At 54.4% G+C, this 14,456-nt stretch carries 13 protein-coding genes; 10 read left to right on the top strand and 3 right to left on the bottom strand.

All coding sequences use genetic code 11. From position 1 onward, the window contains the following. The first annotated feature begins 24 nt into the window (after positions 1-24). The 7 genes from LQ231_RS02390 to LQ231_RS02360 all read left to right on the top strand — a co-directional run bounded on the left by LQ231_RS02390 (position 25) and on the right by LQ231_RS02360 (position 7,119). The gene (locus tag LQ231_RS02390; RefSeq protein WP_356634738.1) at positions 25-1,566 is read left to right on the top strand and encodes a pyruvate carboxylase subunit B; all 1,542 of its coding nucleotides are present in this window, start codon (positions 25-27) and stop codon (positions 1,564-1,566) included. Next, positions 1,559-2,074 (top strand): acetyl-CoA carboxylase biotin carboxyl carrier protein, encoded by a 516-nt coding sequence (accB, locus tag LQ231_RS02385; protein WP_230170138.1) that lies wholly within the window; start codon positions 1,559-1,561, stop codon positions 2,072-2,074. Before LQ231_RS02390 ends, accB begins: the two co-directional genes overlap by 8 nt. Before the next feature lie 26 nt (positions 2,075-2,100). Continuing rightward, complete coding sequence (accC, locus tag LQ231_RS02380; RefSeq protein ID WP_230170137.1) at positions 2,101-3,453, top strand: acetyl-CoA carboxylase biotin carboxylase subunit; 1,353 nt, start codon at positions 2,101-2,103, stop codon at positions 3,451-3,453. A 38-nt stretch (positions 3,454-3,491) separates the two neighbouring features. Beyond that, complete coding sequence (locus tag LQ231_RS02375; protein WP_230170136.1) at positions 3,492-4,061, top strand: biotin transporter BioY; 570 nt, start codon at positions 3,492-3,494, stop codon at positions 4,059-4,061. Between the two features lie 14 nt (positions 4,062-4,075). Further along, positions 4,076-4,741: an energy-coupling factor ABC transporter ATP-binding protein gene (locus LQ231_RS02370; RefSeq protein WP_230170135.1), complete on the top strand. Its 666-nt coding sequence runs from the start codon at positions 4,076-4,078 to the stop codon at positions 4,739-4,741. After that, complete coding sequence (locus LQ231_RS02365) at positions 4,738-5,355, top strand: energy-coupling factor transporter transmembrane protein EcfT (protein WP_230170134.1); 618 nt, start codon at positions 4,738-4,740, stop codon at positions 5,353-5,355. Before LQ231_RS02370 ends, LQ231_RS02365 begins: the two co-directional genes overlap by 4 nt. A 783-nt stretch (positions 5,356-6,138) precedes the next feature. Next, positions 6,139-7,119 (top strand): NAD(P)H-quinone oxidoreductase, encoded by a 981-nt coding sequence (locus LQ231_RS02360; RefSeq protein ID WP_230173227.1) that lies wholly within the window; start codon positions 6,139-6,141, stop codon positions 7,117-7,119. 396 nt (positions 7,120-7,515) lie between these two features. Here the strand turns inward: LQ231_RS02360 and LQ231_RS02355 are convergent, their stop codons facing one another. Further along, positions 7,516-8,967, bottom strand: a complete 1,452-nt coding sequence (locus tag LQ231_RS02355) for a coniferyl aldehyde dehydrogenase (protein WP_230170133.1) — start codon at positions 8,965-8,967, stop codon at positions 7,516-7,518. 377 nt (positions 8,968-9,344) lie between these two features. Here LQ231_RS02355 and LQ231_RS02350 point away from each other — a divergent pair, with 377 nt between their 5' ends. Next, entirely contained in the window at positions 9,345-9,779 is a 435-nt protein-coding gene (locus tag LQ231_RS02350) for a MerR family transcriptional regulator (protein WP_230170132.1), read from the top strand. A 130-nt stretch (positions 9,780-9,909) separates the two neighbouring features. Here the strand turns inward: LQ231_RS02350 and LQ231_RS02345 are convergent, their stop codons facing one another. Next, complete coding sequence (locus LQ231_RS02345; RefSeq protein WP_230170131.1) at positions 9,910-10,977, bottom strand: acetoacetate decarboxylase (ADC); 1,068 nt, start codon at positions 10,975-10,977, stop codon at positions 9,910-9,912. A gap of 298 nt (positions 10,978-11,275) precedes the next feature. Here LQ231_RS02345 and LQ231_RS02340 point away from each other — a divergent pair, with 298 nt between their 5' ends. Then, positions 11,276-12,184: a hypothetical protein gene (locus LQ231_RS02340; protein ID WP_230170130.1), complete on the top strand. Its 909-nt coding sequence runs from the start codon at positions 11,276-11,278 to the stop codon at positions 12,182-12,184. Between the two features lie 41 nt (positions 12,185-12,225). Here LQ231_RS02340 and LQ231_RS02335 read toward each other — a convergent pair whose 3' ends face one another. Continuing rightward, entirely contained in the window at positions 12,226-13,230 is a 1,005-nt protein-coding gene (locus LQ231_RS02335; RefSeq protein WP_230170129.1) for a helix-turn-helix domain-containing protein, read from the bottom strand. Between the two features lie 189 nt (positions 13,231-13,419). On the opposite strand from LQ231_RS02335, the gene LQ231_RS02330 reads away from it, so the two are divergent. After that, positions 13,420-14,256, top strand: coding sequence for an alpha/beta hydrolase (locus LQ231_RS02330; RefSeq protein ID WP_230170128.1), 837 nt, complete (start codon positions 13,420-13,422; stop codon positions 14,254-14,256). Positions 14,257-14,456: the final 200 nt, after the last annotated feature.

Genomic DNA, 14,456 nt, shown 5'->3' with positions numbered 1-14,456 from the left:
CGCAGCCAATAGGAGGAGTGCCGCATGCCAAGTCGGCCCAAGCAACATATCTCGGAGATCATGTCGATGGGCGGGCGACCGCCGAATTCGATGCGCAAAATCGAGGTTATCGATACAACCTTTAGAGATGGTCAACAGAGCCTATGGGCAACTAGAATGCGCACCTCGCATATGTTGTCGATGCTTGATGACATCAGCCAGGCCGGCTTCAGCCAGGTCGATCTTGTTGCGCCGATCCAGTTCGACGTTTCCGTTCGCTATCTCAAGGAAAATCCATGGGAACGCGTCCGCGTACTCCATGAGAAGGCGCCTTCAACCAAATTTCGCGCGTTGATACGGTCCAGAAACATCGCGTCGTTCGACTTCCTGCCCGACGATATTATCAATGCCTGGGTTGAGCAGCTCTATGCGAACGGATTTCGCGTTATCGGCTCATTCGATGGCCTAAACGATATCGACAATATCGCTCCTGGTCTTCGACGGGCGAAGGAACTTGGCGCGCAAACTTTTGGGGCACTCTCTTATTGTGAAAGCCCGGTTCACACCGATGAACTCTACATCGCAAAAACCAAGGAATATCTTGAAAAGACCGACATCGACGCCTTCATGCTCAAGGACGCAGGCGGCCTCCTTACCCCTGAGCGCATCCGCACGCTGGTCCCGGCGATCAAGGATTTGATCGGCGACCGGCCTCTGGAAATCCACAGCCACTGCCTCACGGCACTAGCCCCGCTGGTCTATCTTGAGGCCGTCGAACACGGTGTCGACGTACTGCACCTGTCCATCGCACCGCTGGCGAATGCCAACGGCCAGCCTGCCGTGCAAAGTGTGGTGCGCGATTTGAAGGCGCTTGGCTACGAGGTGGACCTCGACATGGCGCGCATCGCCAAGGTGAGCGAGCGGCTTCACCAGATCGCCGAAGTCGAAGGTAAACCTCTCGGTGCCCCGGTCGAATATAACGGCCTACACTACATGCACCAGATTCCGGGCGGCATGTTGTCGAACTTCCAGTCACAGCTGAAGACGGCCGGGCTCGAAGAGCGCTTCGACGAGCTTCTGGTGGAAGTCGCCAAGGTTCGTTCGGAACTTGCCTATCCCATCATGATCACGCCATTCGCACAGTTCGTCGGCACCCAGGCCGTGCTAAACGTCATCACTGGCGAGCGCTACAAGATCGTGCCGAACGAGATCAAGAAATACGTGCTCGGCTATTATGGCAAGCTGTTGGCGCCGATTGATCCGGAACTGCGCGAGCGGATTATCCGCAATGGCGCCAGCGAAATTGCCGGCGAACCTGGTCCGATTCCGCCGATGTTGCCCGATCTCGCCGCTCGCTATCCAGACGACGATATCGATACGTTGCTCCTGCGCGCAATGTTTGCAGGAACGCAGGTGGACGAAATGGTGAAGGCAAAGAAGGACGTCAGCCCAGATGACGGTGACAGTTCCCTGCTCGGCCTTATCAAACAGGCCCATGCGCAAAATTCGGGCAAACGCGCGCTCGCAATCAAAACCGCAAACTTTGAACTGAAACTTGGAGTCGAGAAGGTCAATGCCAATGGATAACGAGGCAATCAAGGAAGTAAACGCGATCCTGAAGTGGATCAATGTCGCTGAGGATGTGAAGGACTTTTACCTGAAGGTCGGCGAGGTCGAAATCTCTCTATCGCGGAACGAGAATTCCGCGCTGTTTGCAGACAGCAAGGTCGCAAAAACGTCAGTAGCGGCACCGCTACCCGCCGCGCCGGCTCACCATGCCGTCGCTCCAGCCGTTCAGCCGGTCGTGCAGGTGCCCACTGCTGCGGCTGCTGCCTACGACCAGCCCGCAGAAAACGAGGTGGTCATCACAGCACCCATGGTCGGCACGTTCTACGCGGCGTCGAAGCCTGGCGCCCCTGCCTTTGTCAAGGTGGGCGATCGCGTGAAGGAAGATACGGTGGTCTGCATTGTTGAGGTCATGAAGCTCATGAACAACATCGAGGCCAAAGTTGAGGGTGTCGTCACGAAGATCCTGGTCGATAACGAACAGGCTGTCGAATATGGCCAACCTCTGTTGATCATCAAAACCAACTGAACGTCACCGTAACGGGAAGAATTTGCATGTCTGCGTTGATCAAAACAGTGTTGATCGCCAATCGTGGCGAGATCGCTCTTCGTATTATCCGCGCTTGTCGCGAACTTGGTATTTCGACCATCCTGGTTCATTCAGAGGCGGATGCAAATTCTTTGCCGGTACGACTCGCCGACAAGGCCGTCTGCATCGGACCTGCGCGCGCCAACATGAGCTATCGCAACCAGCAGGCGGTGCTTGGCGCAGCCCTCTCCTTCGGTGCGGACGCCATCCACCCCGGATACGGTTTCCTTGCTGAAAATGCGGAGTTCGCGGCCGCCTGCGAGAAGGAAGGCATCATCTTCATCGGCCCGTCCAGCAAGGTCATCCACCAGATGGGCGACAAAATCGAGGCGAAGAAGATCGCGAAGAAAGCCGGCGTACCCACCGTTCCTGGCTCTGATGGCGCGATCACCGAATTCGCTGAGGCGCTGCAGGTTGCCAAAGAAGTCGGTTTCCCTCTCCTGATCAAGGCGGCGGCCGGCGGCGGCGGGCGCGGCATGCGCGTTGTGCGCCAGATGGAAAGTCTCGAAAACGATCTCTCCGAAATCATGTCCGAGGCCGAAACCGCCTTCGGCGACTCTTCCGTCTACATCGAGCGCTATCTCACCAACATCCGACATATCGAAATCCAGGTAATGTGCGACGGCGAGACCTTCCTCCATATGGGAGAGCGCGACTGCACGACCCAGCGGCGGAATCAAAAGCTCATCGAGGAAGGCCCTTCTCCTGTTCTCGACGACACCCTTCGCCAAGAGCTTGCCGTCGCTGCGGTCAATCTTTGCCGCGAGGTCAAGTACACCAATGCCGGCACCATTGAATTCGTATTCGATCTTGATGAACGCAAATTCTACTTCATCGAGATGAACACCCGCATCCAGGTTGAGCATCCCGTGTCGGAAATGATTACGGGTCTCGACCTCATCAAGATGCAGCTCGAAGTCGCCAGCGGCATTCCGCTCGCTATCCGGCAGCACGATATCCGTATCTCCGGTCACGCCATTGAATGCCGCATCAATGCCGAAAACCCGGAACAGAACTTCATGCCCTGCCCTGGAACCGTGAAACGCTTCCATATGCCGGGCGGCCTCGGGATCCGGATGGATACGCATATCGAAGCCGGATACGTCATTCCGCCCTTCTACGATTCCATGGTCGGCAAACTGATCTGCTGGGGCCAGACGCGCGAGGAGGCGAGAGCCCGCATGATCGCAGCGCTTGATGAGCTCGACGTCGGGGAAATTACAACCACAGCAGCCTTCCACAAGGAAATCCTTCAGAATGAGCAGTTCGTCTCAGGCGTCTTCAATACTTCCTTCGTGGCAAACCTGCTCGGCAAGTAGGATCGAGCGTTAAACTAAACTCACGCGAAGGAGCAGACATGGATACGCGCGATACCGTCTTCATTGCAATCTTTGCTGCTTTCACAGCAGCCTTAGCAGTATTTCCGCCAATAACACTTCCTGTCATTGGCGTTCCAATTACGGCGCAATCCCTAGGTGCTATAGTGGCTGGCGGCGTGCTCGGCGCCAAGCGCGGGAGTTTATCGCTCGTGCTCTTCCTCGTCCTCGTTGCAGCGGGACTTCCTCTCCTTTCAGGGGGGCGCGGTGGCTTCGCCGTGTTCATGGGGCCGACAGGCGGTTTCTTGATTGGGTGGATCCTAACCGCATTTTTTGTTGGCCTTTTGGTCGAACAACTTTGGTCGTACCTCAACTTTTTCACGGCGTTGGTAGCCTCCGCCGTCGGGGGGATTGTCGTGCTATACGCGATAGGCATACCATGGAGCGCTACGGTAGCGGGGATTCCGCTGTCAACGGCACTGGCGGGTTCCCTCCCTTTCATCCCGGGCGACATCCTCAAAAGCGTGATCGCGGCCTCGGTGATCGTGATTACCAAGAACTCCTATCCTATCATCAGCCCGAAAGAGCGTACCTTGCCCGGTTTCCGTTAAACATGGGGACACAAATGATTTCCTTTTCGCAAGTCACGGTGAGGAAAAACGGACGTGAGATTCTTAGTGACATCAGCCTCAGCCTGGACGAAAGGCGCATCGGGATCATCGGCAGAAACGGATCTGGTAAAACCACATTCGCAAGGCTCTTTAACGGGCTTGAGAAGCCGAGCTTGGGATCGATCCAATTCGCGGGGGCGCGAAATGGAGCGGATCTCCGAAGCGAAGTTGGATTCGTGTTTCAGAATCCAGACAATCAAATCGTTTACCCAATCGTTGGTGAAGACTTAGCGTTTGGACTTAGGAAACGAGGGCTGTCGAAAGCTGTTGTCGAAGAACGCATCGTATCGGCGTTGGCATACTTCAAAATCGAACATCTCAGAAACTGCTTGACCCATCAGATCAGCGGAGGCGAGCGTCAATTGGTGGCGCTCGCCGGCGTTTTCATTATGCAGCCGCGTTTGATCGTTTTCGATGAACCGACGACACTTCTTGATCTCGCGAACAAGCGACAGCTCATGCGAACAATTGCTAATCTTCAGCAACACGTCGTGATCGTTTCACACGACCTAGAATTGCTGCGCGATTTCGATCGGGTAATATATTTTGAGGGAGGGCGCATTGTTGGAGACGGAAGACCTGAGGGCGTGATCGATGAATACATTGCGCGGTCGCAATGATCGGCGACACCTATATCTTTCGCGACAGCTGCGTCCATCGCGCTTCGCCGGGCAGGAAAATTCTGTCCTTGATAGCGCTATGCACGTTCGTTGCGCTTGCTACGAGCTGGCCGACGCTTGCGGGCACATCAGTCTGTGTCGCGCTGCTATATCGGATCGCGGGAATAACGATTTCGGAAGCGCTAAATCCCATTCGTTCGATGTTGTGGATATTCTTAGCTGTTTTCGCCACGCATGCGATCTTAAATGGAGTGGATGTCGCCAGTTTAACGGTTGCCAGACTGATACTATTGATAACGGCAGCATCTCTCGTCACGATGACTACCAAGACCAGCGAGTTTGTTGATGGACTGCTCGTCGGCCTTCGCTGGACACCCCCTTGGGTTCCCGCCGACCAAATTGCTCTCGCATTGTCGCTCGCGCTACGACTGATACCGTTGACAAGACTAACACTGGATGAGGTGAGAGTTGCGCAGCGCGCACGGCAGATGGACGGCAATATCAAGGCCCTCATTGTACCTCTGATCGTGCGAAGTTTGAAACGCGGCGACGAATTGGCAGAAGCAATCCGAGCCCGATCCCATGACCCATGCGGCGAACGGCGAAAACAGTAGGAACGATATTCAGTGCTTCTTCCCTCAAATGGGAAGAACGACTGGCTGCTCTCATTAAAAGCGTCTTGAGAGCAGCCAGTTCGTATCTGAGAAACCAAGTGATAAGCTTGCAACGGGAATTGCTCAATCAGGAGCATCCCGCCGCTCGCGTAACGGTTCCGGAAATGGTCCAGTCGAACTCACTTAAGCGGCCGTGAAGTTTCCTCGCAGCAGATAAGGAAAGACCTATCTGCAAGCTTCGTTTCAACGCATGCCTGCTGTATGCCGAGCAAATCTTCCGAATCAGATGCGTCGATGGATAGCGGCTTTTGTAGAGATACAGGATCTCGCGCAGTTCCCACATTGCCGCTGCCGCGATCTGGCGGCAACGTGGGTATTCATGTCTGGTGCGAGCTAAACGCCAGTAGGCTCGGCAGCCTGTTGAAAAACCTCACTCGCCCACTGAAGTGATGATTTCCTTCATCGATGCACGGCGCTCAGTGGTCGACCCTATATGCAGACTGCTGTCGATTGCCCGTTCATCTAAAATGAGGTCGTCGCCAAGCGCGCGAACATGGACAGTCTGCCGGGGTGGTTTAGTAAGGGGGTGATGGGAACGTCAAGGATAGATCAATGCGGTGACAATTTGCGCTGAAATGCGGACTTGGCCTTTTAGAGTCAATCGCGCTTGACCTTAAACAATAGTTTAACCTTATGATTTTGATCAAGCCAACCTCACATTCAAGGAAAGCCGACGTGCCTTCTGTCATCCCCCAAGATAGCCAGTTCAGTATTCCACAGACAATGACGGCCATAGAAATCTCAAAGCCGGGTGGGCCGGACGTACTCCAGATTACGACGCGCGGGGTGCCGAAACCGGCAAACAACGAACTGCTCATTCATGTTCTAGCGGCTGGAATAAATGGGCCAGACGTCCTACAGCGCAAAGGACTATACGATCCTCCTCCTGGTGCTTCCGACATTCCGGGCCTGGAAATTGCAGGTCAGGTGGTGGCGTTAGGCGCCTCGGTTAGCCGATTTGCGGTAGGCGACATGGTAGCTGCTCTGGTGACCGGTGGCGGTTATGCCGAATACGCCGTCGCGAACGAGAACGTTACCTTCGCAGTGCCGAAGGGATTGACCGTCACCGAAGCGGCAGCCCTGCCCGAGACGTTTATGACGGTCTGGCTCAACCTCTTCCAGCGCGGCAAATTCGGTCAAGGCGATTCGGTCCTGATCCATGGAGGCGCTTCCGGAATAGGCACGACTGCCACGATGTTAGCACGACAGCTCGGAGCAGACAAAATCATCACCACCGTCAATTCTGCCGCGCAGCAGGAAGCCAGTGTGCGCCTCGGTGCCGACGTAGCGGTGAACTATCTGACAGATGACTTCGTCTCCGCAGCCAAAGATGCGACCGGTGGAGCAGGCGTCGACGTTATCCTGGACATCATCGCCGGCGATTATGTTGCACGCAATTATGAGGCGGCAGCGATGAACGGCCGCATCATGCAGGTAAGCATCCTCAAAGGACCGGCCAAGGAACTGAATCTGTGGCCGATGCTAGTAAAGAGACTAACCCATGCGGGGTCGACGCTGCGATCGCAAAGCTATGAAGACAAGAAGAGCATTCTGGGCGAGCTAGAAAAATTTGTCTGGCCTTTAATTGCCGAGGGCCGGGTCAAGCCGGAGGTATATCGCACGTTTCCGCTCATCGATGCAGCGGACGCACACATGCTGATCGACAGTGGCACGCATATCGGCAAGATTGTCTTAGTCAACTAAGCTGGCTAAAGCCCTGATCGCGGGGCGCATATTAGCTCCCTGCGATCTTAAACTGTTTGACCGCCGGTCACCCTCGCCCTGGCCGCATTTGCGCCATAGGCCGAGTCATCGCGTGCGCAATTCTTGACATAACGGTGCTTCGAAATCCGGTACATCACCCTATAGCTCCCCGCGATGTGGTCGAATTGCACGGGGTTCATCTGCTGGTAACCTTGCGCAGCTCGGTGAAGTAATCTTCGTCTTCCTCTCGATAATTCGAGTTGACCATTTTACCATCGATCCGCGGGGGAGCTTCACGAAATTACGCATCAATAATGTTGAAGGCTGGCACGAAGGCTTATCTGAATATATCACGTCCATGCTTGATGCTTTCATGGTATATCTGCAGTGGAGAGCTTAGAATTGCGGGCCGCGTCCGAGAACCGACCTTACAACTAGGTCGGTCAACTTCCCAAACGGAGCGCGGAGCAAATTGGCAAAGTTCCATCGACCTTGGACGAATATTCCCTTGGCATGGCTCATCGAGCGGAAACCCTCGACGCCATGATATGCTCCCATGCCACTCGGCCCGACCCCCCCAAATGGCAAGTCATCTTGCGCTATGTGTAGCAAGGTGTTGTTGATGCCGACGTTCCCGGAAGTCGTACGCGCTAGTAGCGCATCTCGATCTTCGCCCTCAGGGCCAAAATAGTAGAGCGCGAGTGGACGTGGCCGCGCATTCACGAAATCGATCACCTCTTCGATCGAGGAATAAGTTCGCACAGGCAGAAGGGGACCGAAGATCTCTTCTTCCATTATCGCGCTGTCGTCAGGAGCGCCGATAACAAGAGTTGGCGCGATCGTCCTTACCCGATTAGCCGCTGTATCGGGCCTTTGGCCGACCTCCATGATCTGCGCACCATTCTTTCGTGCATCCTCAAGGAGTCCCCGCAACCGCGTGTAGTGGCCGTCGTTTACGATCGAACTGTAGTCCTTGCTCGTCGGCCCATCGGGATAGGCATGACTCACAGTGGACGAATAGAGCGCTACGAAGGCTTGGAGGTCATCCTTGTGGAGCAACAGATAGTCGGGTGCGATACAGGTTTGGCCAGCGTTTGACAGCTTTCCAAACACAATGCTCTTCACCGTTCGAGGCGAGACGTTACCGCGTCCGATAATCGCGGGACTCTTCCCGCCCAGTTCCAGCGTCACGGGCACCAAATTGTCGCTCGCCGCTTTCATCACGAGACGCCCGACTTTTGTGCTGCCTGTGAAAAGCAGATGGTCAAACGCTAGCCCGCTGAATGCGGCGCCGACTTCAGGCCCACCAAGCACGACCGCCACCTCTTCGGATGAGAAGACCGTCGAAAGCATCTCCCCAATGACCTCGCTCGTGCGCGGTGTCAGTTCCGATGGCTTGAGCATGACCCGGTTTCCCGCGGCCAGGGCAGTTGCCAAGGGGATCATCGTCAGCGAGAAGGGATAGTTCCATGGAGCCATGATCCCAACGACGCCCTTCGGCTGATATTCGACATGGGCGCGGCCGGATTTGTATGAGATCGCGACGTGCCGCCTATCCGGCTTCATGAAACGTTTCGTATTACTCAGCAGATAGTCGATCGCCTGAACGGTGACGACGACCTCCATGATCTCGGTTTCATAGTGCGAGCGGTGCCCAAAATCGGCGCTCACCGCCTCGCTTAGCGCTTTACGATTGGCGAGAACAACAGCACGTAGCCGCTGCAATGCGGCTCGTCGCGCTCGCGCATCGGGAATTCCCGCGCGCAGGAAACTTTCGCGCTGCTTTGAGAGCAGCGCCAACATCTCAGTGGTGCTGTCTGCACCGGCTTGGAAGAGGTTCGTTGTCATAGTTCAAGTAGCTATAAGTTTAAACATTGGTTTAAGGTCAAGCAGTGAATGCTTTTCATGACACTTTGTGTTGTTCTCCATCGAGCCGCGATAGCGCTTCGCCCAACGCTTGACCTCCTACTACGAGTGATAATCAGCCCGGCACCGCCCTAACCACACGTGATACAGCTGAATAAGCTCTGCCGCGAGCGCATGGTCGACATCTGACATGTCCGCCTCCATCGCAGCCTCGGTGATGCGGTTCGGGATCACTACGCCATTGGGCGATGTGAGAGCACAATAAAAGGCATCATCGGCTCCTGAAATTTCATCTTGGCAATAATATAACCTTTGAGTTAAATTTAAGGTATAATGGCTACTTATGAAGGCGTTTAAGTATGAAAATTGGGGAACTGGCGGACCAGACCGGCCTCTCACAGTCGCGTATTCGCTTTTATGAAAAGGTTGGCCTCTTGAAAGCGGTCGGGCGCCGGTCCAATGGCTATCGGGTTTATACTCCCTACGCCGCCGTCGTTCTCCGTGTAATTACCGAGGCTCAATCTGCGGGGTTCAGTCTGGAGGAGATTCGCATATTGCTACCCAGTGAGTTAGAGCACTGGGACCATGTAGCGCTGCTGGGAACGCTTCGGCGCAAAGTCGCAGACATCACATCGCTCGAAGTACGGCTAGGGCAAAGCAAGGCACGATTTTTATCCATAATCAGCGCGATCGAAAACCGGCCGGACGATATCGACTGCGCGACAAATGCACAGCGCGTCCTAGCTCATCTGTTTGACCGCAATGATGGACCGTCCAAGGAACAACCACGGTGAATGAAGCGGTCAGTTGCTGTGCAGCAGCGACTGACGATGACAGCTACATTCTGTCATCGCCGTCACCGCTTCTGGAAGTCATGAGCAAGCCGCCAACAACAATATTGCGGAATGGCTGCACTGGCATTGACTATTTTTTGTCCACCAATTCTGGCGTATACAAAGCAGCCTGGAAATCAGGTTGATAATCGTATCGAATGAGGTCCTTCAGCCCCAGTGATTTTATGAATATCGACAATGGTCCGTCAGACAGGCCCAGTTGAACATCTCCACCCTCTCGGCTGGAGGCGCTTTTGAGCGCTCTTATATCTGAAAATCCATGAGTCAAGCGGCCTTGCGCATCCAGATTGGTGAAATTGACCCGCGTGATCTTGGGCTGTGTATCCGCGAGCTCGAGCTTCTTTCCCGACATCGAGAAATCCAGTTTCCCCTGTTCGTCGTAATAGGTGAAGTTCAGTTCGCCACCATCGCTATTGTATTCAATCGGAATAAGCCACTTTGGCAAATTGTAACCGGCTACACCCCTTACTCGAGCCAACTCGGTATCAACCGGTAGCTTGAGCACATACCCCCACAGACTATTGTCGCTGATCTGACCCATCAGCGAAATCAATCCGAAATTCTGCTTGTTCGGCTTAGTTGTGACAATCGAAATCGATAGTTCATTGTATGAATCGTTATCGCAATAATTGTAATTATAAGAGGTGATTGCAATCAATCCCTTACCTGGCATGAAGGAAATCGGTTGAACGAAACGCCTTACCTGCTCGGGCATCAACTCTTTGATCCTGCCCATATCCGCGGTGTAGATCGCTGTAATGCTGCTATTACTATAGTAGAAGTTAGGTGAGTATGTTGTAAAACCGACTTCTTTTTTCTGCTTTTTAAGGGTTTTGAACCAAGTTAAATCCAAATCCGGCCTTTCTTCTTCGATGACCGAAAGCAGAGGGTTTGAGCGAAATCTGTCGTATAGGCCGTCCTTCACGACTGGCACCTGATGACCAGCCAAGTCGATCAACTTTTGATCTGCTGTGGCCTCGCCGGGGACTGGCACATTCATAATTTTTTTACCTGATGCTGCGGTGAAAACCGCCTTGCTCACAAACAGACTTGGCGCAAACAGCACCGCAACGCCAAGCGCGGTTCCTCCGACCAGACCCGCTAAAATTTTGCTTGAACGAGATTTCAGAATTTGCATCTCAACGTCCTTTTTTCGAAATGACACGATCGAATTGTCGCATGCCTTTGTTTGGACGGCTTCTAACCTTTAAGTTAACTTTAGGGTCAAGCATTTTCTTCCACCACTAGAAGTGCGCATCAGCGAACTCGCAAGGCGCAGCGATCGGTAGTCCTTCGGTATCGAAGTTTGCCGGGCCGAAAGGCGATTCCCGCTTGACCCTAAATATAACTTCAAGGTTACGATAGAAGGATATCGGGAACTCGCCACACCCGGGAGCAATCGGACGGGGTTTGCCTATCGAGGATGGTTATCGGTAATGACCCAGGAATTTACAGAAGTCGAGTTTGCCGGCCACAAGGTGATGGTCCCCAAAGGTGGCTATTATGATCGTTTTCATTCCAATCCAAATCTAGCTGAAGTGGAGAAAGATCCGGCCGCAGGAAATATCGATTTCTTTCGGCGCATACCCAAGGTCATGGTTCCGTCGCGGATCGGCCCGACTTGGGCGCCCAACTTCTACTACCGCGCAAGCAATGTTCAGGTCTTACTGCTCTCGCCGCTCAAGAAGTTGCGGTCTATATTGCCAGATCAACTTCAACCGCTACACGCGTTTCCAGGATACGGCCTCGTCGCACTCACCTTCTTCTCGTATGCTGTCTGCGACAACGATCCATACAACGAGGTTTCGGTCGCCGTCGTCATCCGCCGACCGCGTGCGCGAGGACCTCATATGTTGGAGTTGCTCGACTCGATGCGAAGGCTGAGCTTTTTCGCGCATGTGCTCGCGCTACCCGTGAACACTGAGATCGCGCGTGTGCGTGGCGTTTATGGCTATCAATTGCCTAAATGGTTGACCGACATAAGGCTCGATATCTCGTCGACTGGCGTCGCGGCCAACATCTCCGCAATCGACGGCACGCCAGACGTGACGCTAACCGCGTCGCTGCCGACACTCCATCGGATACCCTCTCAGTCGCGGCTTTCTACCAACACGTCCATCGGATTGGTGGACGGCGAATGGTGCCAGACACAGTTTATAACCAACCCGACTGAACTCGCTCAGAGGCTATTTCCGCGCGACATAACACTGTCACGCGCTGATGGCCCGATCAGTCAGTTGCTGAACGGGTTGGGCGCTCGGGTTATCTTGCGGTTCGATGTCGTCAAAGATGCACAGATGGTCTTGTACCTTCCGCGCCCCTTGCAGAGACTGCCTAAGATATGAAGATGGCTGCCTCAGTCAGTTACCAATACGAAAAGCCTTGATCATGTGCTCTCCGCTTTCAATCGAAAGCGTTCGCGAAATGCAGTCGGCGATAATCCGATCATACTTTGAAACGCTTTTCGGAAGGCACCGGGATCGTCATATCCTACCGACGCCGCAACAACGCTTACGGATTGACCTCCCAACTGCAATGCATCTCGGGCCTTCATCATCCGCACATACTTTATGTATTCAGTCGGCTTGGTTCCCGTCGCTTTTTGGAACCGCCGCAGAAATGTCCTTCCGGTCAACCCAGAGCGGTCCGACAAACCAGCGACGGTGTGATGGTCTCCAGGATGAGCATGGATGTGATGTTGAGCGGCGAGCACTGCGAGATCATCATGGTTGAGCGTTGGCAGAAACTCCTGAAATGGCCTTTGGTCGCGTCGCACCCCTTCGCTGAGCATAAAGCGCGAAGTGGCCAACAGGACATCTAGGCTCATCAGTCTTTCTACGATCAGCAGTCCGAGGTCGTTCCATGCCAGTATGGCGCCGGACGTGATGATGTCGCCATCATCAATGATTACGTTATCTGTCAATACCTGCACATCCGGATACTTTTTAACCAGCAAGTCAGCAAATGCCCAATGCGTGGTAATCCGTCGCCCAGAGAGCAAGCCAGTCTGAGCAAGGACAAAGGCGCCTGCGCAGACCGAACATATGATCGTGCCCTGGTCGTGCAATTTGGTCAGCCATTGAGCGGCAAGTGGCATATTGGACATTTTTTCCGGCATCGTAATACTGGGGGGAGTGATCGCGAAGGCGGGCCTGTGAGCGTCGCCAGGCGCACTATCCCATACGCACTCCACCGCTCCCGAGACCTCATCTGCCCGCCAATGCGTTACGCGGATCAATGGGCTACTGCCGTCGCATTGGGGATATTCCGACCGTTCATTGGCGATACGGAACAAATCCGTCAGACCATGGACCGCCGCCAACTGGCACTCGGGATAGATCAGCAGAGCCACCTCGATCATTTTGTCATTTTCAGACCGCAAGAATGTCACTCCTGACAATTTCCACTGTTGAGGAATACTCTAAATTGACCGGCATCGAAAACATAGCTGTCCGTCATCGCTCTCTCGGCCGCCAAGGGCACACGGATGATTTTGCACCTTCCGCGCCCCGTTGCGGGCATTGCCTTCTCTATAAAACTCGCTTCACCGAAGCGCACCTGCCAGCAAAGGAGTAATCGCATGGCATTTGTTAAGACTAAGGACGGAACTGAGATTTTCTACAAGGACTGGGGTCCGAAGGATGCTCAGCCAATACATTTCCACCATGGCTGGCCACTCAGTGCCGACGACTGGGACAATCAGATGCTGTTCTTCCTGAAGGAAGGGTACCGGGTCGTCGCTCATGACCGCCGCGGACATGGTCGTTCGAGCCAGGTCAGTGATGGCCATGATATGGACCATTATGCTGCCGATGCGTCGGCGGTGGCCGAACATCTCGATCTTCGCAATGCGATCCATATCGGTCATTCGACCGGCGGCGGGCAGGTTGCGCGCTATGTTGCGCAGTATGGTCAACCCCAAGGGCGTGTCGCCAAAGCGGTTCTGGTCAGTTCTGTACCGCCGCTGATGGTCAAGACCGAAAGCAATCCGGAGGGAACGCCGATCGACGTGTTCAACGGTTTCCGCGCTGCGTTGGCCGCGAACCGGGCACAGTTCTTTATCGATGTGCCGTCCGGTCCCTTCTACGGGTATAATCGACCCGGTGCCGAGCCTTCGCAAGGGGTTATCGAAAACTGGTGGCGTCAGGGCATGATGGGGAGCGCGAAGGCGCACTATGAAGGCATCAAGGCCTTCTCGGAAACTGACCAGACGGAAGACCTAAAGGCGATCACCGTCCCGACCCTCGTGATGCAGGGTGATGATGACCAGGTGGTTCCCTATAAGGCGGCTGCGATCATGCAGGACAAGCTGCTAAAGAACAGCAAATTGATCATCTATCCCGGCTTCTCGCACGGCATGCTCACGGTCAATGCTGATGTAGTCAATGCTGATTTGTTGAGTTTTGTTCGCGGATAATCAATGCGCGCGCCGGGGCCTGTCCGGCGCGCGTCTCAAACATTACCCAATGAACGCTCGAGTCCCTAGACGCTGGGCTTCTTTAGCCAGGGTAGGGGTCCAAGCCACCTCAGCACTAATTAGCAGGCCGCCAGGGCAGACGGTTTGTAGCAGATTTGGACGGCCTGTCCTTGCCTTGGGCGGGAACGTGATAGGGGATA

This window comes from Rhizobium sp. CECT 9324 (genome assembly GCF_918741265.1).
Lineage (GTDB): Bacteria > Pseudomonadota > Alphaproteobacteria > Rhizobiales > Rhizobiaceae > Allorhizobium.
This window is presented reverse-complemented; position numbering and strand designations above follow the sequence as displayed.

Bases quoted from the DNA above. Each gene is read 5' to 3' on its own strand.
- LQ231_RS02360 (WP_230173227.1), top strand. From the start codon at position 6,139: ATGACGGCCATAGAAATCTCAAAGCCGGGTGGGCCGGACGTACTCCAG.
- LQ231_RS02340 (WP_230170130.1), top strand. From the start codon at position 11,276: ATGACCCAGGAATTTACAGAAGTCGAGTTTGCCGGCCACAAGGTGATG.
- LQ231_RS02390 (WP_356634738.1), top strand. From the start codon at position 25: ATGCCAAGTCGGCCCAAGCAACATATCTCGGAGATCATGTCGATGGGC.
- accB (WP_230170138.1), top strand. From the start codon at position 1,559: ATGGATAACGAGGCAATCAAGGAAGTAAACGCGATCCTGAAGTGGATC.
- LQ231_RS02355 (WP_230170133.1), bottom strand. From the start codon at position 8,967: ATGACAACGAACCTCTTCCAAGCCGGTGCAGACAGCACCACTGAGATG.
- LQ231_RS02365 (WP_230170134.1), top strand. From the start codon at position 4,738: ATGATCGGCGACACCTATATCTTTCGCGACAGCTGCGTCCATCGCGCT.
- LQ231_RS02375 (WP_230170136.1), top strand. From the start codon at position 3,492: ATGGATACGCGCGATACCGTCTTCATTGCAATCTTTGCTGCTTTCACA.
- LQ231_RS02350 (WP_230170132.1), top strand. From the start codon at position 9,345: ATGAAAATTGGGGAACTGGCGGACCAGACCGGCCTCTCACAGTCGCGT.
- LQ231_RS02370 (WP_230170135.1), top strand. From the start codon at position 4,076: ATGATTTCCTTTTCGCAAGTCACGGTGAGGAAAAACGGACGTGAGATT.
- accC (WP_230170137.1), top strand. From the start codon at position 2,101: ATGTCTGCGTTGATCAAAACAGTGTTGATCGCCAATCGTGGCGAGATC.
- LQ231_RS02330 (WP_230170128.1), top strand. From the start codon at position 13,420: ATGGCATTTGTTAAGACTAAGGACGGAACTGAGATTTTCTACAAGGAC.
- LQ231_RS02345 (WP_230170131.1), bottom strand. From the start codon at position 10,977: ATGCAAATTCTGAAATCTCGTTCAAGCAAAATTTTAGCGGGTCTGGTC.